General features: G+C 71.6%; 23 protein-coding genes and 1 pseudogene. 15 read left to right on the forward strand and 9 right to left on the reverse strand.

Annotated features, from left to right (window positions below):
• Positions 1 to 29 precede the first annotated feature (29 nt).
• Both AB0K14_RS23040 and AB0K14_RS23045 read right to left on the reverse strand, forming a co-directional pair.
• Positions 30 to 719: a TVP38/TMEM64 family protein gene (locus tag AB0K14_RS23040; protein ID WP_360465125.1), complete on the reverse strand. Its 690-nt coding sequence runs from the start codon at positions 717 to 719 to the stop codon at positions 30 to 32.
• Positions 720 to 806: 87 nt separating this feature from the next.
• On the reverse strand, positions 807 to 1,049 hold the full coding sequence (locus AB0K14_RS23045; protein ID WP_360465122.1) for a hypothetical protein: 243 nt from the start codon (positions 1,047 to 1,049) through the stop codon (positions 807 to 809).
• Positions 1,050 to 1,246: 197 nt separating this feature from the next.
• Between AB0K14_RS23045 and AB0K14_RS23050 the strand changes: the two are divergent.
• A pseudogene (locus AB0K14_RS23050) lies at positions 1,247 to 1,372 on the forward strand (hypothetical protein); the annotation flags it as partial.
• 357 nt (positions 1,373 to 1,729) lie between these two features.
• Positions 1,730 to 3,016: a spore photoproduct lyase family protein gene (locus tag AB0K14_RS23055; RefSeq protein WP_360465153.1), complete on the forward strand. Its 1,287-nt coding sequence runs from the start codon at positions 1,730 to 1,732 to the stop codon at positions 3,014 to 3,016.
• Between the two features lie 132 nt (positions 3,017 to 3,148).
• On the opposite strand, the gene AB0K14_RS23060 is transcribed toward AB0K14_RS23055, so the two are convergent.
• The 6 genes from AB0K14_RS23060 to AB0K14_RS23085 form a co-directional block, all read right to left on the reverse strand.
• The gene (locus AB0K14_RS23060; protein ID WP_360465119.1) at positions 3,149 to 3,496 is read right to left on the reverse strand and encodes a hypothetical protein; all 348 of its coding nucleotides are present in this window, start codon (positions 3,494 to 3,496) and stop codon (positions 3,149 to 3,151) included.
• A 241-nt stretch (positions 3,497 to 3,737) separates the two neighbouring features.
• Complete coding sequence (locus AB0K14_RS23065; protein WP_360465117.1) at positions 3,738 to 3,923, reverse strand: hypothetical protein; 186 nt, start codon at positions 3,921 to 3,923, stop codon at positions 3,738 to 3,740.
• Positions 3,924 to 4,129: 206 nt separating this feature from the next.
• On the reverse strand, positions 4,130 to 4,432 hold the full coding sequence (locus AB0K14_RS23070) for a helix-turn-helix transcriptional regulator (protein ID WP_360465114.1): 303 nt from the start codon (positions 4,430 to 4,432) through the stop codon (positions 4,130 to 4,132).
• Positions 4,433 to 4,440: 8 nt separating this feature from the next.
• On the reverse strand, positions 4,441 to 5,535 hold the full coding sequence (locus AB0K14_RS23075) for a hypothetical protein (RefSeq protein ID WP_360465112.1): 1,095 nt from the start codon (positions 5,533 to 5,535) through the stop codon (positions 4,441 to 4,443).
• A 650-nt stretch (positions 5,536 to 6,185) separates the two neighbouring features.
• Positions 6,186 to 6,431 (reverse strand): hypothetical protein, encoded by a 246-nt coding sequence (locus tag AB0K14_RS23080; RefSeq protein ID WP_360465110.1) that lies wholly within the window; start codon positions 6,429 to 6,431, stop codon positions 6,186 to 6,188.
• A 158-nt stretch (positions 6,432 to 6,589) separates the two neighbouring features.
• Positions 6,590 to 7,897, reverse strand: a complete 1,308-nt coding sequence (locus AB0K14_RS23085; protein WP_360465107.1) for an APC family permease — start codon at positions 7,895 to 7,897, stop codon at positions 6,590 to 6,592.
• 338 nt (positions 7,898 to 8,235) lie between these two features.
• Here AB0K14_RS23085 and AB0K14_RS23090 point away from each other — a divergent pair, with 338 nt between their 5' ends.
• The 13 genes from AB0K14_RS23090 (at position 8,236) to AB0K14_RS23150 (ending at position 24,145) form a co-directional block, all read left to right on the forward strand.
• Positions 8,236 to 8,952, forward strand: coding sequence for a ThuA domain-containing protein (locus AB0K14_RS23090; RefSeq protein WP_364338642.1), 717 nt, complete (start codon positions 8,236 to 8,238; stop codon positions 8,950 to 8,952).
• On the forward strand, positions 8,922 to 10,028 hold the full coding sequence (locus AB0K14_RS23095; protein ID WP_360465102.1) for a Gfo/Idh/MocA family oxidoreductase: 1,107 nt from the start codon (positions 8,922 to 8,924) through the stop codon (positions 10,026 to 10,028). Before AB0K14_RS23090 ends, AB0K14_RS23095 begins: the two co-directional genes overlap by 31 nt.
• A 159-nt stretch (positions 10,029 to 10,187) precedes the next feature.
• Positions 10,188 to 10,679 carry a DUF5980 family protein gene (locus AB0K14_RS23100; protein WP_360465100.1) on the forward strand — a complete coding sequence of 164 codons (492 nt, stop codon included), beginning with the start codon at positions 10,188 to 10,190 and terminating at the stop codon, positions 10,677 to 10,679.
• A gap of 401 nt (positions 10,680 to 11,080) precedes the next feature.
• Positions 11,081 to 12,460 carry an extracellular solute-binding protein gene (locus AB0K14_RS23105; protein ID WP_360465097.1) on the forward strand — a complete coding sequence of 460 codons (1,380 nt, stop codon included), beginning with the start codon at positions 11,081 to 11,083 and terminating at the stop codon, positions 12,458 to 12,460.
• Positions 12,457 to 14,475, forward strand: coding sequence for an ABC transporter permease subunit (locus AB0K14_RS23110; RefSeq protein WP_360465095.1), 2,019 nt, complete (start codon positions 12,457 to 12,459; stop codon positions 14,473 to 14,475). Before AB0K14_RS23105 ends, AB0K14_RS23110 begins: the two co-directional genes overlap by 4 nt.
• A 128-nt stretch (positions 14,476 to 14,603) precedes the next feature.
• Positions 14,604 to 15,638 (forward strand): methyltransferase, encoded by a 1,035-nt coding sequence (locus AB0K14_RS23115; RefSeq protein WP_360465092.1) that lies wholly within the window; start codon positions 14,604 to 14,606, stop codon positions 15,636 to 15,638.
• Positions 15,639 to 15,653: 15 nt separating this feature from the next.
• The gene (locus tag AB0K14_RS23120) at positions 15,654 to 16,184 is read left to right on the forward strand and encodes a Fur family transcriptional regulator (protein WP_360465089.1); all 531 of its coding nucleotides are present in this window, start codon (positions 15,654 to 15,656) and stop codon (positions 16,182 to 16,184) included.
• A 434-nt stretch (positions 16,185 to 16,618) separates the two neighbouring features.
• Positions 16,619 to 17,782, forward strand: coding sequence for a GTP-binding protein (locus AB0K14_RS23125; protein WP_360455190.1), 1,164 nt, complete (start codon positions 16,619 to 16,621; stop codon positions 17,780 to 17,782).
• Positions 17,783 to 17,892: 110 nt separating this feature from the next.
• Positions 17,893 to 19,002 (forward strand): iron ABC transporter permease, encoded by a 1,110-nt coding sequence (locus AB0K14_RS23130; protein ID WP_360455187.1) that lies wholly within the window; start codon positions 17,893 to 17,895, stop codon positions 19,000 to 19,002.
• Entirely contained in the window at positions 18,999 to 19,811 is an 813-nt protein-coding gene (locus AB0K14_RS23135; RefSeq protein ID WP_360455184.1) for an ABC transporter ATP-binding protein, read from the forward strand. Before AB0K14_RS23130 ends, AB0K14_RS23135 begins: the two co-directional genes overlap by 4 nt.
• Positions 19,804 to 20,802, forward strand: coding sequence for an ABC transporter substrate-binding protein (locus tag AB0K14_RS23140; RefSeq protein WP_360455181.1), 999 nt, complete (start codon positions 19,804 to 19,806; stop codon positions 20,800 to 20,802). Before AB0K14_RS23135 ends, AB0K14_RS23140 begins: the two co-directional genes overlap by 8 nt.
• A complete protein-coding gene (locus AB0K14_RS23145) occupies positions 20,799 to 22,463 on the forward strand; it encodes an ATP-binding cassette domain-containing protein (protein ID WP_360455179.1) in 1,665 nt (554 codons plus the stop codon). The genes AB0K14_RS23140 and AB0K14_RS23145 overlap by 4 nt, the downstream gene beginning before the upstream one ends.
• On the forward strand, positions 22,460 to 24,145 hold the full coding sequence (locus tag AB0K14_RS23150) for an ABC transporter ATP-binding protein (protein WP_360455176.1): 1,686 nt from the start codon (positions 22,460 to 22,462) through the stop codon (positions 24,143 to 24,145). Before AB0K14_RS23145 ends, AB0K14_RS23150 begins: the two co-directional genes overlap by 4 nt.
• On the opposite strand, the gene AB0K14_RS23155 is transcribed toward AB0K14_RS23150, so the two are convergent.
• The gene (locus AB0K14_RS23155) at positions 24,142 to 24,438 is read right to left on the reverse strand and encodes a hypothetical protein (protein ID WP_360455173.1); all 297 of its coding nucleotides are present in this window, start codon (positions 24,436 to 24,438) and stop codon (positions 24,142 to 24,144) included. The two genes, AB0K14_RS23150 and AB0K14_RS23155, sit on opposite strands and share 4 nt — an antisense overlap.
• Positions 24,439 to 24,585: the final 147 nt, after the last annotated feature.

Raw genomic sequence — 24,585 nt, forward strand, 5'->3', positions numbered from 1 at the left:
GCTTCGACCGACGTGGTGCCGGGCCGCGGTCAACCGGTGGACGGCCCCTCGGCCGACCGGCCGCGCCGGAACAGCAGGAAGCCGACCACAGCGGGAAGACCGACCGCCGCGCCCGCCAGCAGCCACTGGCCGACCGTCATCGTGCTCAGCGAGGCGCCCGTGACCGTGTAGACCAACGTCGCGGGGACCACGCCGACGGCGGTGCCGAGCGCGAACGCGCCGACGTGCAGGCTGCTGAGCCCGGCGACGTAGTTGACCAGGCCGAACGGCACGACGGGCAGCAACCGCAGGGCGATGACCGCCGGGAAGCCGCGGCGTTCGAGCATCCGGTCGACCCGCGCCACCCGGCCCCGAGCGGTCCACGGGCGGACCACGTCGCGGCCCAGCCGACGGGCGATGACGAAGCCGGCCAACGCGCCGACCGTCACACCGGCCACCACCGCGCAGGTGCCGACCAGCGGCCCGAACAGCACCCCGCCCGCGACGCTCAGCAGCGGCTTGGGCACCAGCGCCACCGACCCCGCCGCGGACACCACCACGAACACGAACGGGGCCGCCGCACCCGTGGCCTCCACCCAGCCGCGCAACTCGGCGACGTCGGGTGTGACGCCCGTGAGCACGCCGACGGCAAGCGCCGCCACGATCAGCACCAGTGAGACAAGGCGGACGACACCCACCCGCACGTGGTCCGCCAAACCCGCTCCCACCTCGATGCGCACCTTCCCGACCACAGTACTGCCGCCTCCGGTGACAACGCTCCGGACGGGCCCGGCGCCGGCGCGGTCACATCCGCGGAGTTCCGCTCGTCATGCTCGTGGACCGCCGACAACGGAGCCGCCGGACTCGTCAACACCGTCGACGGCGCCCTGTTCTCGATCATGAGCTTCACCGCGGTCGACGGGAAGGTCGTCGCCCTTGACGTCCTCTCCGATCCCGACCGGTTGGCCCGGCTCGACCTGACCGGTCCGAATCAGGGTGACGACGTTTTCCCGCATTCCCCGGAACAATCGTCGGAATTCACTCGAACGTGCGAGCTTCAGCGTGCCCACCTGCGCATTCGCCTTGATTCACCGAGTGCGCGAGGACGCGGCCGATCAATTCTCCTTGACACCCGCACCGGGGGGCCGTCAACCTCGACCACGGCGACGACCTGGGGAGTCGTGGCCGACCTTCGACGTGGCCAGAACGTGCACCCCGCCGAGACCGAGGACCTCCTCATGAGACACCCGGCGTGCGCGAGGCGGCGGTGTGCTCGGCGCGGGGCGGGACCGGTGTCACGACGCTGCGCTCCTTCGTGGCGCTGGCGGACGACGCGTCGCCGGAGCAGGTGCGGGCCGAGCTGCTCGCCAGTGCACACGCCACGCTGAGCTGGTACAAGGTCCCGGAGGACGTGGTCTTCGTGGCCGAGTTGCCCCGAACGCCGACCGGGAAGCTGCGACGACGTGACATCCGCGCGATGGCGGGGGTTGAGCCGGTGCAGCGCAGCGATGTCGACGGGAAGGCCGCCGCGGCGGTCCTGGTGACCATGGTGCTGTGGGCGTCGGCGTTCGTCGGCATCCGGTACGCGGGCGAGCACTTCGAGCCGGGGTCGCTCGCGCTGGGCCGGTTGCTGGTCGGCGCTGTCGCGGGGTGGTGGCGCAGAAGCCCGCGCTGCGGCACACGCGCTCTCCCACATGACCACCGGGGCGCTCGCGCCACGACGTACCTGGTGCCGGTGATCGTCGTGCTGATGTCGTGGGCGTTGCTGGACGAGGTGCCCGGTCCGTGGCGCTGGCGGGTGGCGTGCTGTGCCTGGTCGGCGTCGCGGTGTCGCGCGGCAGGTCCGGACCGGCCGTGGCGGCGGCGACGGGCGCGCGACGGTGACGACCGCCACCCGGTCGGGCGGGGTGAACCGGCCCACAGGGCACCGCTCGACGTGCGGTTCCGTCGGTCCCGCTCGGACACTGGAGGGGTGAGCACCCAGCCGCTGATCTCGCCGACCCGCATCTACGTGGAGCCCGCCGCCGCGGACCTGCCGCGCGGGCGCGAGGTGCTCGACCGGTTCCCCGACGCGCAGCGCGTCGAGGTCGACAGCCACTGGCGCATCCCCGAGCTGCACGGCGACGAGGGCAATGCCCGCCGTTGGGTGCGCATCAAGCAGGAGGCGTTGGTGCTGGGGGTGAAGAAGTCGCTCAGCGCCCGGCCCAACGGGCGATCGGCGCACTTCATCGCACCGTCGACGGCCAACGGGTGCGCGATGGCTTGCGCGTACTGCTACGTGCCGCGGCGCAAGGGCTACTCCAACCCGATCACGGTGTTCGCGAACATCGAGCAGATCACCGGCTACCTGGCCCGGCACGTCGCGCGGCAGGGGCCGATGACCGAGCCCGGCCAGGTGGACGACGCGTCGTGGGTGTACGACATCGGGGAGAACTCGGACTGCTCGGTGGACGCGCTGGTCAGCGACAACGTGCGCGACCTGGTGGAGCTGTTCCGCGACCTGCCCACCGCCAAGGCGTCGTTCGCGACCAAGCACGTCAACCGCGACCTGCTCGACTGGGACCCGCGAGGCCGCACGCGGGTGCGGTTCTCCCTGATGCCCGAGCGCACCGCGAAGCTGCTCGACATCCGCACCAGCCCGATCGCCGAACGGCTCGCCGCCCTGGACGACTTCCACGCCGCCGGGTACGAGGTGCACGTCAACCTCAGCCCGGTCGTCGTGCACGACGGGTGGCTGGACGACTGGCGCGAGCTGTTGCCGGCGCTGGGCGACGCGGTCCGGCCCGCCACCCGCGACCAGCTGGCCGCGGAGATCATCATGCTCACCCACAACCAGGCGTTGCACGAGGTGAACCTGCGCTGGCATCCCCGCGCCGAGGACGTCCTGTGGCGGCCCGACCTGCAGGAGGTGAAGCGCAGCGAGGGCGGCGGCGTCAACGTCCGCTACCGGCGTGGCCTCAAGCGCGGCCTGCTGGACGAGCTGCTGGACCTGATCACCCGGCACGCCCCGTACCTGCGCGTCCGCTACGCGTTCTGACGTCGACCGGAGGACCCGGTGCGCGTCGAAGTCCCGGTCGTGTCGAAGTCCCAGTCGTAGCGCGGCCGGCCCGCCGCGGCACGGCTCACGAACAGCTTCACCGCGACCCCGTCGCCTCGCGATGACGGCCGGTCAGCGAACCGGCCCCGCGCCTTCGGGCCAGGGACCGGTGTTGCACGGGAAGGTCTCGTCGGCCGTGGTGGACCCGGTGGGGTCGGTTACCGTCGCACCGATGGTGACCACCTCGCCGAGCACGCACTGGCCGAAGACGAACCCCAGGCCGTCCCAGGCGGGCACGTGGACGCCGTTGCGGGTCCAGGTGACGGTCATCGGCGAACCGCCGCTGCGGGCGGTGAAGCACGAGAACCTGCTGCCGTAGGTCTGGCAGACGACGTCGAGGGTGGGTGCGGCCACCGCCGGCGTGGGAGCGGCGACCATGGCGACGGCACCCGCCGCCACGACGAGCATCCGTGCCTTCACCGGTACCTCCCGGAATCGGATGACCACACAGTAGCCGACCGGAAGCGGAAGGTGAACGTTTGCGGAGGTGTGGTGGCCCGGAGCTCGACCAGGCACCCCCGGTGCACGTCATGCGGCGGAACCGGATCCACAACGCCGCTGGGTGGCGTCGAGTTCGACCGGCTCCGCCGCACTGCCCGGGCTGCCCTCCCCCTTGGCATCCGGACGCTTCCGCCGTTGCCGAGTCTCGCGACCGACCGTGTCATTGACCGCGGCCGCCGGCAGGTTGACCGCCCGCGACGCTCCCGGTGGCACGCGCCCGGTAATCACCGGGCGGCGCCCCGTAGGCGGCGCGGAACGTGCGGTTGAACATCCCCTGGCTGAAACGCGCCGCACCACGCTCCACCACCATGACGTGCACGACTTCGAGATCGGCGCGCCGGATCACCTTCTCGGACCGGAGCGAATTCGATGGGTGTCGAGACGGTGCTCGGAACGACATCCGGGGATTGACGGCCGCCATCGCGGATCGGGCCGGTCCCACCCCCCGGCCGGGACCGGCCCGATCGCGATGGCGGTCGGCGACCGGAATCGACGACTGCCTCGGCCGTATCGCCCGGAACCGCTTTGGCTCGACCGGTCCGGTATTTCGGCTCACGACCAGTGTGGCGCCATCGTGCGGAGTTCCACTATTGGCTCTTCCGCCATGCAGGAACCGCCACATCGACCGGCGCTGCCCTGGGCGTGCCACTTGGCGAACGCGACCGCGGCACCGACCCGTGACGCGACGCCGAGTTTCAGGATGATCCTGCCCACGTGTGCGCGCACGGTGCGTTCGCCGATACCCAGGTACTGTGCGATTTCCCGGTCGGTTTTGTCGCGCGCGATCACTTCGAGCACTTCGAGTTCTCTTTCACTGAGGGCGGAGAAGGGCCCTGTCGACCATTCCGGGCGCATGGTCGCCCTCAGCCGAAGCGCGTTGGCTCGGAACGGTCGTTGTCCCGACCGGCCACGCCGATCACGGCCGGCACCCCGGTGACGTCCTCGATGACCAGGCCACCGCGCGGCGTCGGGTGAGGGCGATGGCACCTGGTCCCGGTCTGCTGGTTGGCGCTCACGCACCACGACACGCCGACCACCGTGAACAGCACCGCCATCATCACCACGGCGAGGAGCCGCGCCCCGGCGGGCAGGGCGCCGATGGAGAGCGCCACGCCCGCGGTGGTCCCCGTCGCCACCAGGACGCACGCCATGGCCAGCACCGGCCGGGCCAGCCCGATCAGCAGGGGGGCGACGATGTCCCGGACGCTCGGCGTGCCGTCCGCTTGATCGTCCCGCACCGCCGCCACCGGGGGATCGGGTTCGGCCTCTTCCCGGTGCTCGACCGGCTCGGCCGGCTCGACGGGCTCGACCGTCGCCGCCGGGTCGTCGACCGGCACGGTCCCACCCTGCAGCTCGCACCACAGGACCACGACCTTCTCCACCTGGGGTTCGGGCAGCCCGCACGCGACGACGAACGCCCGAACCTGGTCCATCTTCGTGGGGAGCGACGAGTTCTTCTGGTCGTTGACGAACCGGTAGGCGGTGCTGCGGGGGATGCCGCCGCGGACGGCGACCTCGGCCGGGGTCAACCCGGACCGCACCTGGACCCGGCGCAGCAGGGAGATGAACTCCGCCGGGGTGCGAGCCTCCAACTCGTCGTCCCCCAACGGCACGGCGCGCGGTCGCTGTTTGTGCGCATCGGGTACGTACTGCGATATCGGCACGACGTTCGCCGGCCTCGCCCCGCCGCGTTCCGACGCGTCCAGCCGCTGCCACGCGCGGTGGAGGTGCTCGACCGTGGACCTGTCGGCCGCGCAGGCGTTCAGCACCTTCCGGTAGAAGGGCCACTCGCGGATCCGCTGCTGCACCCCGACGCGCACGACCTCGGTGGAACGGCCGACGTCCTGGGCCAGGTCCGGGATCGACAGGCCGGCTCGCCTGATCTCGCCCCGGACAGCGCCGAGGAACGCCGCCGGGGACGTCCGGTGCTCGCGATCCTGGAGTTTCGGCGAAGTCATAACGCCCACCCGCCGTGGTCGGACCGCCGACGCCCGCCGCGGTCCCCGGCCGTCGGCCGGACCTCCCAGTGACAGCACAAACCCATGAGTCGCCCTCCGGTGTGAGGGCGTCGTCGCATGCTCGATGGTCACCCGGTACAGACGACGACGCCGTGCAGCCGATCGTTCGTGTGGGCCGGTGATCCGACTCCCGCCGGCAGTTGGCCCTGCCGCACGGGATCCGCACGGATCTCCGGACCCACAAGGCTTACCACCGCCACCTCGCCGTTTCCACGGAACACGACGGGATAGCTGGTGAAGGCGTTCCCGCCCACCCCGCGGCGGCATCCGACGACCTGTCCCACCACGTCCCACCGCGTCCAGGTCCGGGCTCCGCGCCCCTCCCCCGCGTCGGGACGCCCACACCGGCACGACCACCGGCACGACCCGCGTTTGCGCAGATGACAGCGATCCCACGGCGTCCAACGGCTTGGTCCCACACCGTCACCGGCGGGTATGTTCGACGAGCACCAGCGGTTCTGGACGCACGCCGTGCAGCCGAGCGTCAGAGCCAGTCGACCTCCTGTTGGCCCAGGAGGTCGACCACAGCCGCCGACGCCGGCACTCCGCACCGCGCGGAGTGCCTCGTGACCGGATGACCCCGAGCGGGCTCAGCCGAGGGTGTTGCAGCGCGCCTGACCGAACTCCAGGTAGCCGCGCTGCACGCCGGAGCTGTCGACGCTGCCGTCGCAGTTGATGGCCCGGAAACCGTTGAACTCGGTGTGCTCCGGGTCGGCGTACCACTGGTACAGGCACGCGTAGCCGCTCTTGCACACCGGGATGGCCTGGGCCGAGGCCGGCGCGAGGGCGACGACGCCGAGTGCCGCCACGACGGCGACCAGCAGACGACGGATCACGGTGGACCTCCTTGCTCCGGGACCGGGCCTCGCATGCGCGGGCTCCGTTCAGGATGACAGCACGACCCGAAACCACAGCACCACCGATCGGCAGACGCTTCGGGGCCACCGGGGACCTCGGCCACCGTCGTGGGTCCGACGTCCACCGGCGCGACCGGTCACTCGGTCGAAGGGGCGGGGTCGGCACGCCTCGCCCGCACCGCGTTCACCGCGGCGAGCAGAACACCCAAACCGACCAGGACCAGGCCGCGCACCCAGACCGAGCCGTCGATCTGGGTGAACAGCAACAGGCACGAAGCCAGACCCAGCCACGGGATGAACGTGAACACCCGGAAGTGCTCCCCCTCGCCCTCCTCGCGGCGCAGGACCAGCACGGCTGCGTTGACCGCCACGAACACCACCAACAGCAGCAGCACCAACGTCTCGGCCAACGCGGCGACCTCGCCGGTCAACGCAAGAACCAGGGACACCGCGGACGTGGCCAGGATCGCCACCCACGGCGTCCGCCGACCCGGCAGCACGCGGGCCAGCGCCGAGGGCAGCAGACCGTCACGGGCCATGCCGTAGGCCAGCCGGGAGGACATGATGCCGGTGAGCAGCGCACCGTTGGCCACCGCGACCAGCGCGACGAGGCCGAACAACCCCTCCGGCACACCACCGGCCAGGCGCACCACCTCCAGCAGCGGACCGCTCGACCCCGCCAGCTGATCGGTCGGCACGGTGGCGGCGGCCACCACGCCGATCAGCACGTACACGACGCCGGCGGTGAGCAGCGCGCCGAACAACGCACGCGGGTAGGACCGACGCGGCTCCCTGACCTCCTCGGCCAGGTTCACCGACGTCTCGAACCCGACGAACGAGTAGTAGGCCAGCACCGCACCCGCCAGCGTCGCGCCGACGATCCCCTGCCCGCCGGTCCCGACCTCGGTGAGCCAGCCGAGGTCCGCGTCACCGCGCAGGATCACCCAGGTGCCCAGGCCGATGATCAGCACCAGGCCGCCCACCTCGATGAGCGTGGCCACGACGTTCGCGCCGAGCGACTCCTTGATGCCGCGGATGTTGAGCAGTGCCAACGCGGCCAGGAACACCACCACGACGGCGGCGGTCGGCAACGAGACCAGCGCACGCAAGTAGTCCCCGGCGAACGCGCGCGCCAACGCGCCCACCGACACGACACCCGCGGCGAGCATGCAGAACCCGATCAACGAACCGATCGCGGGGCCGAACGCCTTGGTGGCGTAGTGGGCCGACCCTCCCGCCCTCGGGTACTTCGTGGCCAACTCCGCGTAGGAGCCGGCGGTCAGCGCGGCGAGCACGAGTGCGGTCAGCAGGGGCAGCCACACCGCACCGCCGGACTCGCCGGCGACCGATCCGACCAGCACGTACACCCCCGCGCCGAGGATGTCGCCCAGGATGAAGAAGTACAGCAGGGGCGTGCTCACGACCCGGTTGAGCGAGAAGACCATGCCACCCGGTACCCCGTGCGACGCCCCTCGAAGCCCGGGCGCGCCATCGACTCGGGGTCACGAAGGCGCGACCACCTCAGGCACGTCCAGGACCGACGCACCGGGGTCGTGAATCACGCTTCGGATCGCCGGTTTTCCGCAATGGGAAATATCCGAAATGTTTCGTGCAATTCCGGCGCCGACTGCCTTCCCGCAGCTGCTTGACCGTTCAACCACCCGCCAGTAGCGTCGAAATTCGTCGAGCGAGCCATTCGGAAGGGAACCATGCGCCTGAAGAGCACTGCCCTCGCCGCTGCCGCGGGCGTCGGAGGCCACCGGAGAGCAGTTCCTGAAGGGGAATGCGCGTGAGAAAGCCGAAGGCACTGGTGGTCCGCGGCGGGTGGGAGGGCCACCGGCCGGTCGAGGCGACCGCGTTGTTCATCCCGTTCCTGGAACGCGGTGGCTACGCCGTGCGGGTCGAGGACTCGACCGAGGTGTACGCCGACGACGCCGAGATGGCCGACACCGACCTCGTCGTGCAGTGCGTGACGATGTCGCAGATCACCGCCCAGGAGGTGGCCGGGCTGCGTGCGGCGGTCGAGGCGGGCACCGGTCTCACCGGCTGGCACGGTGGCATCGTGGACTCGTTCCGCGCCTCGTCGGACTACCTGCACCTGGTGGGCGGCCAGTTCGCGACGCACCCCGGCAAGGAGCCGGGCGAGCGCACGGGCGGGCAGGAGGACAACTACCTGCCGCACACCGTGAACATCACCGCGCTCGGCCGTGAACACCCGATCACCGCGGGCATCGAGGACTTCGAGCTGGTCACCGAGCAGTACTGGGTGCTGCACGACGACCTGGTCGACGTGCTGGCCACCACGACCCACCCGGCCCCGGAGTGGCACCCGTGGCGCCGACCGGTCACCTCCCCGGCCGTCTGGACCCGGCAGTGGGGCGCCGGGCGGATCGTCGTGACGACCCCCGGCCACAGCCTGGACGTGCTGGAGCACCCCGACGTCCGCACCGTCATCGAGAGGGGAATGCTGTGGGCGACCCGCACCGCGTCGGCGTCGTAGGCCTCGGGGTCATCTCCCGCGCGTACCTGAACACGCTCGGCGCCCACCCCGCGGTGCGCATCACCGCGGTCGCCGACCTCGACGCCGCCCGGTCGGCCGCGGTCGCCGCCGAGCTCCCGGACGCCGCCGCGGTGCGCGTCGAGGACCTGCTCGACGGTACGGACGTCGACACCGTGCTCAACCTCACCACTCCCGCGGCCCACGCCGGGATCGCGCTGCGCGCCGTCGACGCCGGCAAGAACGTGTTCGGCGAGAAGCCCCTCGCCGTGACGTTCGAGGAGGGCCGGGCGATCGTCCACCGGGCCGCCGAGGCCGGTGTCCGCGTCGGCTGCGCCCCCGACACCGTTCTCGGCACGGGCACGCAGACCGCGCGCGCCGCGATCGACCGCGGCCTCATCGGGCGTCCGCTGTCCGCGTCGGCCGTGATGGTCACGCCGGGGCACGAGCGCTGGCACCCCAACCCCGACTTCTACTACGCCGAGGGCGGCGGTCCCCTGATGGACATGGGGCCCTACTACATCGCCGCGCTGGTCCACCTGCTCGGCCCGGTGCGCGCGGTGATCGGCATGGCGAGCCGGCTGCGCGACGAGCGCGTCATCGGTTCCGGCCCCAGGACGGGGCAGCGGATAGCGGTCGAGGTCGCGAGCCACGTCTCGGGCGTGCTCGAACACGCCAACGGCGCGCTCTCCACCATCACGACGAGCTTCGACGGCGTCACCACCACCACCGCGCCGATCGAGGTGCACGGCGAGACCGGCACCCTCGCGGTCCCGGACCCCAACCACTTCGACGGCACCACCCGCCTCTTCCCGCTGGGCGGGACCGAGTGGCGGGAACTGCCCCCGAGCGCGGGCTACGCCGGAGCCGGCCGCGGCATCGGCCTCCTCGACCTGATCACGGCCCGCGGACAACACCCACCGCGCGCGGGCGGCGAACTCGCGTTGCACGTGCTCGAAACCATGACCGCCGTGCTCCGCGCCGCGGACGAAGGACGGAGGATCGCCCTGACGACCACGGTCGACCGACCGGCGCCGGTTCCGCTCACCCCGGCGGAGGAGTGGTCCACCAAGCGCTGACGACGTCCGGGACTCGAGGTCGACGTGGATCACCCGTCCGGAGCGACCGCGCCGGTGCGGTCCACAAGAGACGGTCGGTCCGACGAGGGTCTCAGTGAATTCTGAGATCCGGTCGCTAGCGTCGGCCGAAGCGTTTCACGCCAGTTCAGGAGGGATTCGATGAGAGTGGTGTTCCGGATCGCCCGATCGGTGCTCACGCTGGTCCCGGTGCTCCTGCTGTCCCTGGTCGGCTCATCGGTCGTCGCGTCGGCGCAGGCGGCCTCGCAAACCCAGACGTGGCACCTGCGGGACTTCGGTGCCCCACACCGGATGTGCGTCCAGTACGGCCCCGAGGGGAGGACCCACCAGTCCTACTTCATCTTCGCGGTGACCGGGAATTGGGCCACCGACCTCGACTTCGGGATGCGCGACCTGCCTCCCGGCTGGACCGCCACGGAGAGCCGCATCCCGCCGGGCTCCAACCACCCCGACCCCGAAGACGGTGCGGTCAGGATCAACGGGTTCACGCTCGTGCAGGGGTCCGCGACGGTGCCGTTGGCGACGTACCGCGCGCAGATCCGGGTGTCGGACGGGACCGTGACCGAAACCCACCCGGCCGACATCGTCGTCACCACCGCGTCCTGGGTCGACTGCATGCAAGCGCGGCCGTGAACCCCGGCCGCCGGGCCGGGTAGCCGGATGTTGCCTGCGGCGATGTGGACGGTCCTCGGAGTGCGGCTGGTTGGCGGTGTCGTGCCGAGCGTGGCCAACGCGATGGTTGTCCGGTGGGGGGCTTCTCGACTCCGCGGAACGGGCGGCCGTCCTGGCGCCGGGGCCCGCGCCCGGTGCCGCTGTGGCGGCCCCGCAGGTCGTCCGGGCTGCGCGACGGCCTGTCAGGACAGCGCACCAGCAGTTCGGCGTCGATCGCCGCAGGAACGACCCGGCAGCGCGGCGCTCGTCTCGCTGTCCCGCCGGTTGCAACGTCGCCCCGTCGGTGAGCGTCCGCTCGATCGGACGTGAAAGGAGTTGTCGTGGAAGAGAAAACGGCTTTATCGAGGCGCACGTTCCTCGGGATGAGCGCGCTGGGCGCGCTCGGTCTCGCCGGGTGCGGGGGCGACCCCGCCGTGCCGCAGGTCGACGTCCAGGTGCCCCAGGCGTTGCTCGACCAGGCGGCCGCGCTCCGCGGCGGGTCGGTGGGGATGCTCTCGCAGAAGCTCTACTCGGAGGCCGCCAACCAGGCGCTGGACCGGTCGCTCCAGGCGTTCGCGCAGGCCACCGGCACCACGGTCCGCAACGACCTGGTCTCCGGCGACGCCGGTGACATGGTGGCGAAGATGGACACCGAGGTGAAGGCGGGCACCAGCCGCGACCTGGCGTTCATGAGCGACCGGCGGTTCGTCGGCCAGCTCCACAACCTCGGCGCCCTCACCGACGTCACCGACGTGGTCGAGGAGATGCGGGCGCTCTACGGGGAACCCGCGACAGAGGCGGCCAACTTCTGCGTGTTCGGCGGGCGCTGGTACGCGATCCCCTACCACTTCATCGCGACCGCGATGTACCTGCGCAAGGACTGGTACGAGGAGAAGGGCCTCCCGCTCAAGCCCCACTACACGTGGGAGGAGTTGCGCGACAACGCGTTGGAGATCTCCGACCCGGCCAGGCGGCGCTACGGCTGGGGTCTGACGGTGAACCGCTCCGGCGACGCCAACGGCTTCATCACGAACGTCATCAACTGCTACGGCGGTGCGATCGCGGACAACACCGGCACGAAGGTGGTGTTCAACTCGCCGGAGACCGTCGCCGCCGTCACGTTCATCGGCGACATCTACACGAACCCGAAGTACGCGCCGATGCTGCCGCCCGGGATCGGGAGCTGGACCGACTCCAGCAACAACGAGAACTGGCTGGCCCAGATCCTGGGGCTCACGCTCAACCAGTTCAGCGTCTACGCCGACTCGAAGACCAAGAACAACCCGGTCTACGCCAACACGCACCCGTTCAACGGCGCCACCGGACCGGCGATCGACCAGCCACTCGCGTTCGGCGAGTCCAACTCGTTCGTCGTGTTCAAGGGGGCGAAGAACCCCGACCTCGCCAAGCTGGTGGCGAAGTTCATGGTCGGCGGTACCGCGCTGCTCGGTGTCGCGAAGGGAGCACCGTGCCTGGTCAACCCCGCGTGGGACAAGGTGTGGGACTCCGACCCGTACTACACCAGCGGTGACCCGGCCTTCCCCGCGCTGCGGGAGCAGACCCGCACGCCGCTCCCGCTGACCACCAGGACCGGTTTCGCCTTCCCCCAGGCCCCGAGCCCCGGCGAGCAGGCCGCCACCGCCGCCTACCTGCTGACCGACATGATGCAGGCGGTCATCCAGGGCACCCGGCCGGCCGAGGCCGTCGCCTCGACCCACGCCCGGATCGTCCAGGTCTTCGAGCAGCAGGGCTACAAGCAGTGACGGTCCTGCGTCCGAAGGCGACGCGGCCGGCGCCGGCCAGTCCGGCGCCGGGCGCGTCGTCCTCGCTCACCTCGTCGCAGCGGTTGCTCGGGCGCGACTGGCGCCTCGCCGCCGTGTTCATCGGGCCGACGCTGTTGCTGGTCGCAGGCCTCATCCTGTTCCCGATCGTCAGCTCGGTCTTCACCAGTACCACGGAGCGCCACGGCGCGGAGACGGTGTTCGTCGGGCTGGACAACTACACCGCCCTCATCGACGACACCGTGTTCCACAAGGGCGTGCTCAACTCGTTCGTCTTCACCGCGTACGCCGAGATCTTCAAGGTGACCCTCGGTCTCATCGCGGCGTTGATGCTGCACCACATGCGCCGCGGCCGGACGATCATCGCCGGGGTGATCCTGCTGCCGTGGGTGGTGCCGACGGTCGTCACGGCCTTCACCTGGCGGTCCTTGTTCGACCCGATCTTCGGCAGCGTCAACGTCGTGCTCACCGACTCCGGGATCGGGCCCTTCCTCGCCGCGATCGGGCTCGTCGACAAGTGGCCCGCGGAGTGGCTGTCCGACCCCGCGCTCGCGATGCCGGCCGTCATCCTGGTCAACGTCTGGAAGGGCATCCCGTTCTTCACGGTGACGTTCCTCGCCGGGCTCAAGGCCATCGACGGCGGTCTCTACGAGGCGGCGATGGTGGACGGCGCCTCGCCGTGGCAACGGTTCGTGCACATCACGCTGCCGGGGCTGCGCAACATCATGATCGTGACGGTGTTGCTGTCGTCGATCTGGACGTTCAACAACTTCGACCTGATCTGGCTGATGACCCAGGGCGGACCAGGGGACGCCACCGCACCGTACGTGATGGTGGCCTACTCCAAGGCCATCCAGCAGTTGCAGCTGGGCGCGGGCGCCGCGGTCACGCTGGTGATGCTGCCGATCATCGCCATCCTCGTGGTGATCCTCGTGCGGATGATGCGGCGCAGCGACCTGCCGGGCGCGGGCGACATGGGGCGCAGGCGGCTGACCCCCGCCCAGCGCCGGGCGCTGCCGTGGGTGGTCGTCGCGGGCTCGACGCTCGTGCTGGTCTGGGCGTCACCGCACATCGTGTGGAAGGCCGCGCTCGTGCTCGGCGTGTTCGTGGTGCTCGCGGCCGCCGTCGGACGGGTCGTCTCCGCGCTCGCCGCGCGCGGCAACGGGGCGGCCGCACGCCTGGTCGGCGGCGCCGGCTCGGGGATCGCGCTCGTCGGCCTGCTGGGCTTCGTGCTCATCCCGCTCTACTGGATGACGATCACGGCCTTCAAGTCCGACGACCAGATCGTCGCGCGCACCGACGACCTCTGGCCGACGCCGTGGAGCACCGAGCAGTTCACCAACCTGTTCACGGGCAGGGCGTTCGGCACCTGGTACGTCAACACGATCCTGGTGTCGGTGGCGTCCACCGTGATCGCCCTGGTCTGCGCGGCGCTGGCCGGCTACGCGCTGGCGCGGCTGAAGTTCCGGGGTTCGGAGAGCTTCACGGTCACGATCCTGCTCACCTACGTGATGCCGGGCGCGCTGCTGTTCATCCCGCTGTACCAGATGATGAGCGGGATCGGGCTCAACGACTCGTTGTGGTCGCTCGTGCTCGCCTACCCCACGTTCACGCTGCCGTTCGCGACGTGGCTGCTCGTCGGCTACTTCAAGTCGATCCCGGCCGACCTCGAGGAGGCTGCGCTGGTCGACGGCTGCACGCGGTTCGGTGCGTTCATCCGGATCGTGCTGCCGCTGGCCAAGCCGGGCCTGCTCGCGGTCGCGCTGTTCACGCTCACCAACGCGTGGAACGAGTTCCTGTTCGCCTTCGTGTTCATCACCAACGACGACTACAAGACGCTGCCCGTCGGCATGCAGTCGATGATCTTCGGTGACGTCGTGCCGCAGGGGCAGCTGGCCGCGGCCTCGCTGCTGATCAGCATCCCGGTCGCGGTCATGTACGGGTTCGGGCAGCGGTTCCTGACCGAGGGTCTCACCGCCGGGGCAGTGAAGGGGTGAGGGTGCGCGGCAGCCGGTGTGGGTCGAACGAGCCGGGACAGGGCGCGGACGGTGTTCTTCCGGCAGGGGTCGCGCTACAGTGCGATTGACAATCATTTCCGTTACGAGCACTCCCTGGGGGGATCTCCGTGGCGACATCACCGGACACGAACGCCACCGCGCGCCGCGCGGTGGTGGACCTGGTCTTCGGCTCCATGGCCTCGCAGGTCGTCGCCGCGTACGTCAAGCTCGGCATCCCGAACGTCATCGGCGGCCAGGACCTCTCCGCCGATGACGTGGCCGCCGCGTGCGGGACGCAGGCACGGGCCACCCGCCGGCTGCTGCGCGCGGCGACGGCCCTCGGCCTGCTGTCCGAGGACGACGGCAGGTTCAGCGCGACCCCCGCCGGCGCGCTGTTGCGGTCGGACGTCCCGGGATCCGTGGACGCGCTGGCCCGGGTGTTCACCGACCCCGTGATGCTGCGGTCCTGGCACCGGCTCGACGACAGCGTCCGCACCGGCCGCACGGCGTTCGACGAGGTGTTCGGAACCGCGTTCTTCGACCACCTCGCCTCGGAACCCGACCTGTCCGCGGCGTTCAACACCGCCATGAGCCAGGGCACGCACACGGTCGCGGGCCTGCTGCCCGACGCCTACGACTTCGGCCGGTTCGGGTCGGTCGTGGACGTCGGTGGTGGTGACGGCACCCTGCTCGCCGCGATCCTCCGCCGCCACACCGGGTTGCGCGGCGTGCTGCTCGACACCGCCGAGGGCTCCGGCGGCGCCGGCGTCGTGCTGCAGGACGCGGGCGTCTCGCAGCGTTGCACGGTCGCGGTCGGCGACTTCTTCACCGACGTCCCGGCCGGTTCCGACGCGGTGCTGCTCAAGAGCATCCTGCACGACTGGGACGACGAGCGCGCCACGACGATCCTCGGGCACTGCCGACGAGCGCTGCCGGACGACGGTTGCCTGCTGGTGGTCGAACCGGTCCTGCCCGACACCGCCGACGGCACCGTCCCGCCCCTGATGTACCTGAGCGACCTCAACATGATGGTCAACCTCGGCGGCCAGGAGCGCACCCGGGCCGAGTTCGCCACCGTGCTGCACGACAGCGGGTTCACCCTCACCGGCGTCACCCCGCTACCACCCTCGGGCTTCCGCCTCCTCGAAGCGCTCCCCCGCTGAGCGCGAGGACAGGAGATGGAGCCGCAGAACACCGCCGGTGACTTCACGGGGTTGAGGATGACGCCGCAACTCCACGCGGTGCTCCGGGTGTTGCGCGAACTGCCGGGCCCCGCGACGGCGCTCGTGATCCACGGACGCCTGCGGGCGGAAGGCGCGCGCGTCGGCCTGACGACGACCTACCGGCACCTCGCGTCGTTGGTGCGGGCCGGCGTCATGGGCATCACGCAGGACCGGACCGGACGACACCTGTACCACCTGAAGCGCGATGCCGACCACGACCATAACCTCACCTGCGTCCAGTGCGGCCGCGGTGTGCGCCTGGACGCCTCGACCGTGGTCGAGTGGGCCACGAGGACCGCGGCGGCGCACGGGTTCTCGACGGTCCAGGTGTCGGCCGGTCTCACCGGGTTGTGCCCTCGTTGCCAGGGAGGGTCGGGCACTCGGACACCGGAGCCGCTGGGCCGCCCGGGTGATCGGCCCGAGCGTCCGGGTGACGGCACTTCACCCGTCCCCGCGGAGCAGCGCACGGTGTCAGCGATGTCCTGAACCGTTTCCGCCACGGGAGGCAGACATGACCACCGAAACCACGCCCTCGCCCCAGCCGCACGCGGGCAGTTGCAGTTGCTGCGGCGGTTGCACCGCACCGGGCTGCGGGTGCTGCTCCAGCTGTTGACGATGACCGGTAGCGGTGTGCGGCCGGGAGTGTCCACTCCCGGCCGCACACCGCGCACGTGACGTCCACGCATCCGCAACCCAGGTCTTCCGGTGGCTGTTCGAGGTGCTCTCACAGCGCGGAAGGCCCGATCGTCCTCGTGCAGCGGCCACGTCGTGCCCGCCGGGACGACCTCGACTCCCCCATGGGCTAGTCTAACGGAAACGATTGTCGTTTCAATGTGGAGGCGGTCGGTGACCTCGCGACGCCGCGAGGTCACCGGCCGCGAACCCGACTTCGGCAAGCAGTGCAACCCGGAAAGAATCAGATGACCACCGATTCGCGCGTTCCCGTCACGGTGCTGTCCGGCTTCCTCGGCGCGGGCAAGACCACCCTGCTCAACCACGTGCTGGCCAACCGGGAAGGGCGCCGGGTGGCGGTGGTGGTCAACGACATGAGCGAGGTCAACATCGACGCCGCCCTGGTGTCCGGGCGCGGCGGCGAACGGCTGGTGGAGCTGACCAACGGGTGCATCTGCTGCACCCTGCGCGAAGACCTGCTGGAAAGCGTCGGCGCGCTGGCCCGTGAAGGCAGGTTCGACACCATCCTCATCGAGTCCACCGGCATCTCCGAGCCGATGCCCGTCGCCGCGACGTTCGAGTGGACGTTCGAGGACGGCACGAGCCTGTCCGACCACGCCCGCCTGGACACGATGGTCACCGTGGTCGACGCCGCGAACTTCCTGCCCGAACTCGAACGCGGCGACCGGCTCGACGACCGCGACCTCGCCGCCGCCGAGGACGACGAGCGCGGCATCTCCGACCTGCTGGTCGACCAGGTCGAGTTCGCCGACGTGCTGGTCCTCAACAAGACCGACCTGGCCACGCCGGAGCAGCTGGCGACCGCGGAAGGGCTGTTGCGCAAGCTCAACCCGAACGCCCGGCTGGTCCGGTCGCGCCGCGGCGCGGTCGACCTGGCCGAGGTGCTCGACACCGGCCGCTACGACCCGGTCACCGCGGCCACGTCACCGGGGTGGGCCGAGGAGTTGGCCGGCTCGCACACCCCCGAGACCGAGGAGTACGGCATCCGCTCGGTCACCTACCGCGCCGACCGCCCCTTCCACCCCGCACGACTGGCCGCCGCCCTGGAGGACTGGCAGGGCGTCGTGCGCAGCAAGGGCTTCTGCCACATCGCCAGCCGTCCGCACACGCTCGCCGTGTGGTCCCAGGCCGGACCGAACCTGACCATCGAACCCGGCGAACTGCTCGCCGGCCACACCGCCCGCCAGGAGTTGGTGTTCATCGGCGTCGACCTCGACCGCGACGAACCCCGCCGCAGGCTCGACCCCGCCCTGCTCACCGACTCCGAACTGGCGGCCGGCCCGACCGCGTGGCGGCGGTTCGACGACCCCCTGCCCGCGTGGGACGACCTGGAAGCCCACGCGCACGAGCACCCGTTCCCCGCTCAGCGACTGCCGGCGCAGCGGCCGTGACGAGGGGACGCGCCGGCGCACCCGATCATGACCGGCATCACTATTGATAACGGTTATCACGTGCGGTTACGCTCGCGCGGTCCCCTTCCCCCGGAGTGATCGGTTCCGCCATGGCTGTTCGTCCGCGGTCGTCCGCGTCGGTCGACCACGATCGACGGGCGTCCGCGCGCCGGTCGCGGACCGTGCAGCGGGTGGCGGTCGCGGCCCTCGGTCTCACGATCCTGGTGCTGGTCGTCCTCTCGGGCTCGGTCGGAACGGTCGAGGTCGGGCTCGTGGACGCGACGCGGATCGTGGTCGGGCACCTGCTGCCGGGCATGCCGTGGATGTCGGACGGCAGCCTCACCGTGCTGCAGGACCAGGCGGTGTGGCAGTTCCGGCTGCCCCGTGCGCTGCTGGCCGGGTTGGCGGGCGCCGGTCTGGCGATGGCGGGGGCGATCATGCAGGTGATCGTGCGCAACCCGCTGGCCGAGCCCTACCTGCTGGGTGTGTCGTCCGGCGCGGGGGTCGGCGCGGTGCTGGTCATCACCCTCGGCTCGGCGGCCGTCGGTGGCCTGTCGCTGGGGGTGGCGGCGTTCGCCGGGGCGTTGGTGGCCAGCGCGTGCGTCGCGCTCGTGGCCCGTCACCGGGGCGTGCTGTCACCGACCAGGATGATCCTGTCGGGGGTCGCCCTGGGTTCGCTGTTCAGCGCGGTGACGAGCTACCTGACGTTGACGACCGAGGCGCAGAACGTGTTCAGCGTCCTGTTCTTCCTGCTGGGCAGCGTGTCCGCCGCGTCCATGGGCTCGTTGGCGGTCCCCGCGGCGGCGTTCGTGGTGGCCTGCGTTGTCGTCGGGCTGCGGACGCGGGCGATGAACGCGCTGCTGACCGGTGACGAGTCCGCGACGGCGTTGGGCGTGGACGTGAACCGGCTGCGCGCCGTCCTGCTGGTGACGGCGGCGCTGCTGACCGGGTCGATCGTGTCGGTGAGCGGCGGGATCGGCTTCGTCGGTCTCGTGATCCCGCACGTGGCGCGCATCCTCGTGGGCGCGGACCACCGGCGGATGCTCCCGGTGGCGGTGCTCGGCGGCGCGGCGTTCCTGATGCTCGCGGACCTGTTGTCGCGCACGGTGGCGGCGCCCGCGGAGGTGCCGATCGGCATCCTCACCGCCGTGGTGGGCGCGCCGTTCTTCCTGTGGCTGATGCGCCGTGACACGGGCACGCGGGCGGGGATGGACCGATGAGGGTGCGCTTCGACCACGTCGGCGCCACCCTGGGTGGCCGCGACGTGCTCCACGACGTGGACCTGGAGGTCCGGCCGGGCCGGTTCCTCGGGTTGGTCGGCCCCAACGGCAGCGGCAAGTCGACGCTGCTGCGCACGCTGTACCGGGCCGTGCCGCCGTCGTCGGGCCGGGTGCTGCTGGACGAGCACGACGTGTGGCGCGTCGACCGGCGCACCGTCGCCCGGTCGGTGGCGGTCATGACCCAGGAGGCACCGACCGAGTTCGACCTGACGGTCCTGGACGCGGTGCTGCTGGCCAGGGTGCCGTTCCAGCGCGGCTTCGGCCGTGACACCGACGCCGACCTCGACCTGGCGTGGGCGGCGCTGGAGCGGGTGGGCGCCGCCGACGTCGCCGACCGGCTCGTCGGCCGGCTCTCCGGCGGCCAGCGGCAGCGGGTGATGCTGGCCCGCGCCCTCGCCGCCGACGCACCGGTCCTCGTGCTCGACGAACCGACCAACCACCTCGACATCGCCTTCCAGCTCGAACTCATGCGGATCGCGACCGACCTGGACCGCACGATCATCGCGGCGCTGCACGACCTCAACCTCGCCGCCACGCACTGCGACGACATCGCGGTGCTGGACGGGGGCCGGCTCGTCGCCGCGGGCGACCCGGCCGAGGCGCTCGCGCCGCACGTGGTCGAAGAGGTGTTCCGGGTCGGCGTCGACCAGCTCACGCACCCGCGCACCGGTCGTCCCGTCCTGGTCTTCGACCACCCGCGCCCGCCCGGTCCGGGTCCCACCGAACACAGAGATGAGATCCATGCGTAGCACCCCGTCCCTGGTCGCGTTGAGCGTCGGCATCGCGCTGATCACCGGCTGCGGCACCTCGGTCACCCCCACCACCCCGACGGGCGCCACCGGCGGGTCGGTGACGATCACCAACTGCGGTCGGGACGTCACCGTCGACGGCGTGCCGAGCGCGGCGGTCGGGTTGAGCCCGTCGCAGACCGAGCTGCTGCTGCGGTTGGGCCTCGCGGACTCGCTCGTCGGGCAGGCGCAGACCGCCACCGCGCCGCTGTCCGAGGACGTGGCCGGTCTCGCCGCCGACGTCCCGGTGTTGAGCGAGTCCGGACCGCCGAGCCGGGAGCAGCTGCTCAACGCGAAGCCGGACTTCGTGTTCTCCCCGACGATGTACGAGTTCAACGCCGAGCAGGGCTTCGCGAGCCTGGAGCAGCTGCGGCAGGCCGGGGTCGCGGCCTACGTCGCCACGGGCGGGTGCGCCGACCGGCGCATGAGCGGCACGGTCGAGGACGTCTTCACCGACTTGGACAACCTCGGCAAGGTCTTCGCCGCGTCGGAGAAGGCCGCGCCGCTGATCGAGAAGGGCAAGGCCGACCTGGCCGCGGTGGACACGGCACTCGCGGGTCGCGCGAAGCCGACCGTCGCCCAGGTGTACCTGGAGGGCACGACCGTGACGGCCATCGGGGCCGGGATCGAGTACGACATCATCCGCCGTGCGGGCGGCGACAACGTGTTCTCGCCGCAGGACCCGCAGTTCGCCAAGTTCTTCGCCGCGCAGATCACCCCGGAGTCGTTGGCCGCCGCGGACCCCGACGCGCTGGTGTTCGCGGTCAACTCGGCCGAGCACAGGCAGACCACCATCGACTTCCTGACCCGCACGTTCCCGGACATGACCGCGGTGCGCGAGCAGCGGCTGATCGCGATCGACGCCGCGGACACCTACCCGGGCACGCTCGGGAACGTGGCCGTGGTGCGGGAGATCGCGGAGCGGCTGCACCCGGACGCCTTCACGTCGTGATCCACCGCAGGCTGCTGCAACTGGCGGGTGTCGTCGTCGGACCGGTCGTGCTCCTGGCGCTGTCGTCGACGCTGGTGTCGGCCTCCCACATCGCCGCGGCCGTGCTGACGGCCGCCGTCCTCGCCGACCTCATCGGCGGGGACGGTGCGGCCGCAGCGCCGCTGATCGCGGCGCTGGTCGGCGTCGTCGCGGTGCGCGCGGCCCTGCTGTGGCTGCGGGAAGTCGCCGCGGCCAGGTTCGGCATCGCCATCCGCACCCGGTTGCGCGGTGAGCTGTTGCGCCGCATCGCCGCGCTGGGGCCGGCGTGGGTGCAGGGCGAGCGGTCCGGCGCGATCACCCACACGGTCGTGGACGGCGTGGAGGCCTTGGACGCCTACTACAGCCGCTACCTGCCGCAACTGCTGGTGACCTGTCTCGTGCCCGCCGCCGTGACCGGGTGGCTGTTCACCGTCTCCGCACCGGCCGCGACCGTTCTCGCCGCGGCGGTCCTGTGCGCCGTGGTCGTGCCCCGGTTCTGGGATGCCCGGCTGCTCAGGACGGGCCGGACCCGTTGGCGTGCCTACGAGAAGCTCGCGGCGGACTACCTGGAGGCGACCCAGGCGGTCGGCGTCCTGCGGGTGTTCGGTGCGGGCCGGCGGACCGGGGACGCGCTCGCCGAACGCGGCGAACACCTGCACCGCACCACGATGACCCAGCTGCGGGTCTCCCTCGTGGAGTCCGCCGTCAGCTCGCTCGCCCTGCACCTGGGCACCGCCGCCACCATCGTCGTCGCCTGCGCCGGGGTCCTCGGCGGCGCCGCACCCGCCTCGTCGGTGCTGCTGTTCCTGCTGTGCGCCAGGGAGTGCTTCCGCCCCGTGCTCGACCTGTCCGCGCACTGGCACCTCGGCTACCAGGGGCTCGGCGCGGTGGAGGGCATCGACGAGATCCTCACCGCCCGCCCGGCCGTCGCGGACACCGGCACGCGCACCGAACCAGCGCGTCCCGGGGCGGGGTTGCGGCTGCGACAGGTCGGTTACCGGTACCCGAACGGGGCGGGTGTCACCGATGTCGGCTTCGACTGCGCACCGGGTGCCACCACCGGGATCGTGGGCCCGTCGGGTGCGGGCAAGAGCACGCTCGCCCGGCTCATCGTCCGGCACGCCGACCCGCAGGAGGGGACGATCGAACTCGACGGGACGCCGATCGCCGACTACACCCTCGCCGCCCTGCGCGCGAGCGTCGGCGTCGTCGGCCAGCACACCTACCTCTTCCACGGCACCGTCGAGGAGAACCTGCGCCTCGCCCGCCCCGACGCCACGCCCGAGGAGGTCCGCGCCGCCGCCCACGTCGCCGACGCGCTGGACTTCGTCGAGGCGCTGCCCGAGGGCTTCGACACCGTGCTCACCGAGAACGGGTCCCGGCTCTCCGGCGGGCAGCGGCAACGGCTCGCCATCGCCAGGGCCGTGCTCGCCGCGACACCCGTGCTGCTGCTGGACGAGGCGACCTCCGCCTTGGACGTCGACACCGAGCACCGCGTCCTGACGCGGCTCGCCGAGCACTGCCCGGGCACCACCCGCATCGTGATCGCGCACCGCGAGAGCGCCCTGCGCGACGCGGGCACGATCGTCACGATCGAGGCCGGCCGCGTCGCCGACGTCGCCTCCCCGGCGGCGCACCGGTGAAGGGCTCACTGCGGCGACTGCTGCCCGTCATCGCCGAGCAGCGGTCCACCTTCGGCTGGACCATCGCGGCCAACGCCACCGCCCAGGTCGGCGCGTTGACCACGGCCGTGGTCGGCACGTGGCTCGCGGGCCGGACCGCCGCGACCGGCACCGCGCCACTGGTGCCCGCCGCCATCGTCCTGTGCGGCGTCGCGGTGCTCACCGCGGTGATGACCTGGCGCGAGTCGTGGGTCTCCCACGACCTGGCCTACCGGCTGATCGCCACCCTGCGCGCCCGCGTGTTCGACCGCCTCCGGGTCAGCCTGCCCGACCGCCGCACGCCGCGCCGCAGCGGAGACCTGGCCTCCGTCGCGTTCGCCGACGTCGACCGGCTCGAATGGCTCTACGCCCACACCGCGGCACAGGCGCTCACGTCCCTCCTGCTGGTCGCCGCGACCACGACGCTGTCCCTGCTCGTCACGCCCTGGCTGCTGCTGGTGTGGGCACCGTTCGTGGTGGTGACCGCGGCGCTGCCCTGGCTGTTCGGGCGGGTCGGCGGACGGCAGGGGGCCGAGCTGACCGAGGCCTCCGCCACGCTCAACGCCGAACTGGTCGACACCGTCCGCGGCCTCGACGAGCTCAGCGCCGCCGGTGCCCTGGACCGCCGCACCGCCGCGCTCGACCGGCACACCGGCGTGCTGACCGCGGTGCAGGCGCGGATCGGCTCCCGGACGGGCGTGGAACGCGCGGTCACCGACGCGGCGCTGTCCCTCAGCGCGATCGGCGCCCTGGCGGTCTGCGCGGTCAACCTCGACGCGGTCGGCCGCGCGCTCGCGCCGGTCGCGCTGATCCTGTCCACCGCGGCGCTCGGCCCCGTCTCGCAGATCTCCGACCTGCTGCGCAACCTCGGCACCCTGCGGGCGGCCGGCGCCCGCGTCGTCGACGTCCTCGACCGCACGCCGGCGGTCCGCGAGACCGCCGAGCCCCGGCGGCTCCCGCCGCGCGATCGGGCGACCGGCCTGGTGTTCGACCGCGTGACGTTCCGCTACGGCGACGGGCCGCCAGTGCTGCGTGAGGTGTCCTTCACCGTCCGCCCCGGTGAACGGGTCGCGCTCACGGGACCGTCCGGCGTCGGCAAGACCACCTGCGCGCTACTGGCCACCCGGATGTGGGACCCCGACGCCGGCCGCATCGCCCTCGACGGCGTCGACCTCACCGAGCTGGCCGACGACGACCTGCGCGGTGCGATCAGCTCCGTTCCGCAGGACCCCGGGCTGCTCGCCGGGACGATCGCCACCAACATCAGGCTCGGCCGCCCCGACGCGGACGATCACGCCGTCGAGCGTGCGGCACGCAGGGCCGGGATCCTCGACCCGCGCGCCGGGCTCCCCGCCGGGCTCGACACCGTCCTCGGCGAGGCCGGTGCGGGGCTCTCGGGTGGTCAGCGGGCGCGGGTGGCCGTCGCCCGTGCCCTGCTGGTCGATCCCCGGGTCCTCATCCTGGACGAGGCGACCGCCAACCTGGACGCCGACGCCGACGCGGCCATCACCGCCGCGCTCACCTCGGCGGACGACAACGTCGGTGTCCTGGTCATCGCCCACCGGCCCGCGACCCTCGCCCGCTGCGACCGGATCGTCGACCTGCGGGAGGCGGGCACACCCGGTGACCTGGCCGCCGGCCCGGCCGACCGGCGACGCGCCTAGTGCTCGTCGTAGTGCTCGCCGTGGACGGCGTGGCGGTGGCCGTCGTGCACGTAGTCCACGTGGTCGCCGTGCGGGACGGCCACGTGGCCACAGCCCTCACCGTGCGAGTGACCGTGGTCGTCGTGGGCGCCGTGGTCGGCAGGCTCGCACTCGTCGAAGTGCCCCTCGTGCTCCCGGTGCAGGTGGCCGTCGTGCGCGTAGTCCACGTGGTCGGCGTGCGGGACGGCCACGTGACCGCAGCCCTCGCCGTGCGCGTGGCCGTGGTCCGTGTGCTCCAGGTGTGCCGTGGTCATGGGCTACCGCCTTTCGATTGCCCGGGCCTGCTGTCACCCGGATGTCTCAACGCTCGTGACCGAGCGCAACACATATTAGGTCATGCGCATGTATGACGCAGACCGGCGTTCACCCACTCGGCGGAGTGACACCGACGAGCCTCCTTG

Source organism: Actinosynnema sp. NPDC050801 (assembly GCF_040673975.1).
Lineage (GTDB): Bacteria > Actinomycetota > Actinomycetes > Mycobacteriales > Pseudonocardiaceae > Actinosynnema.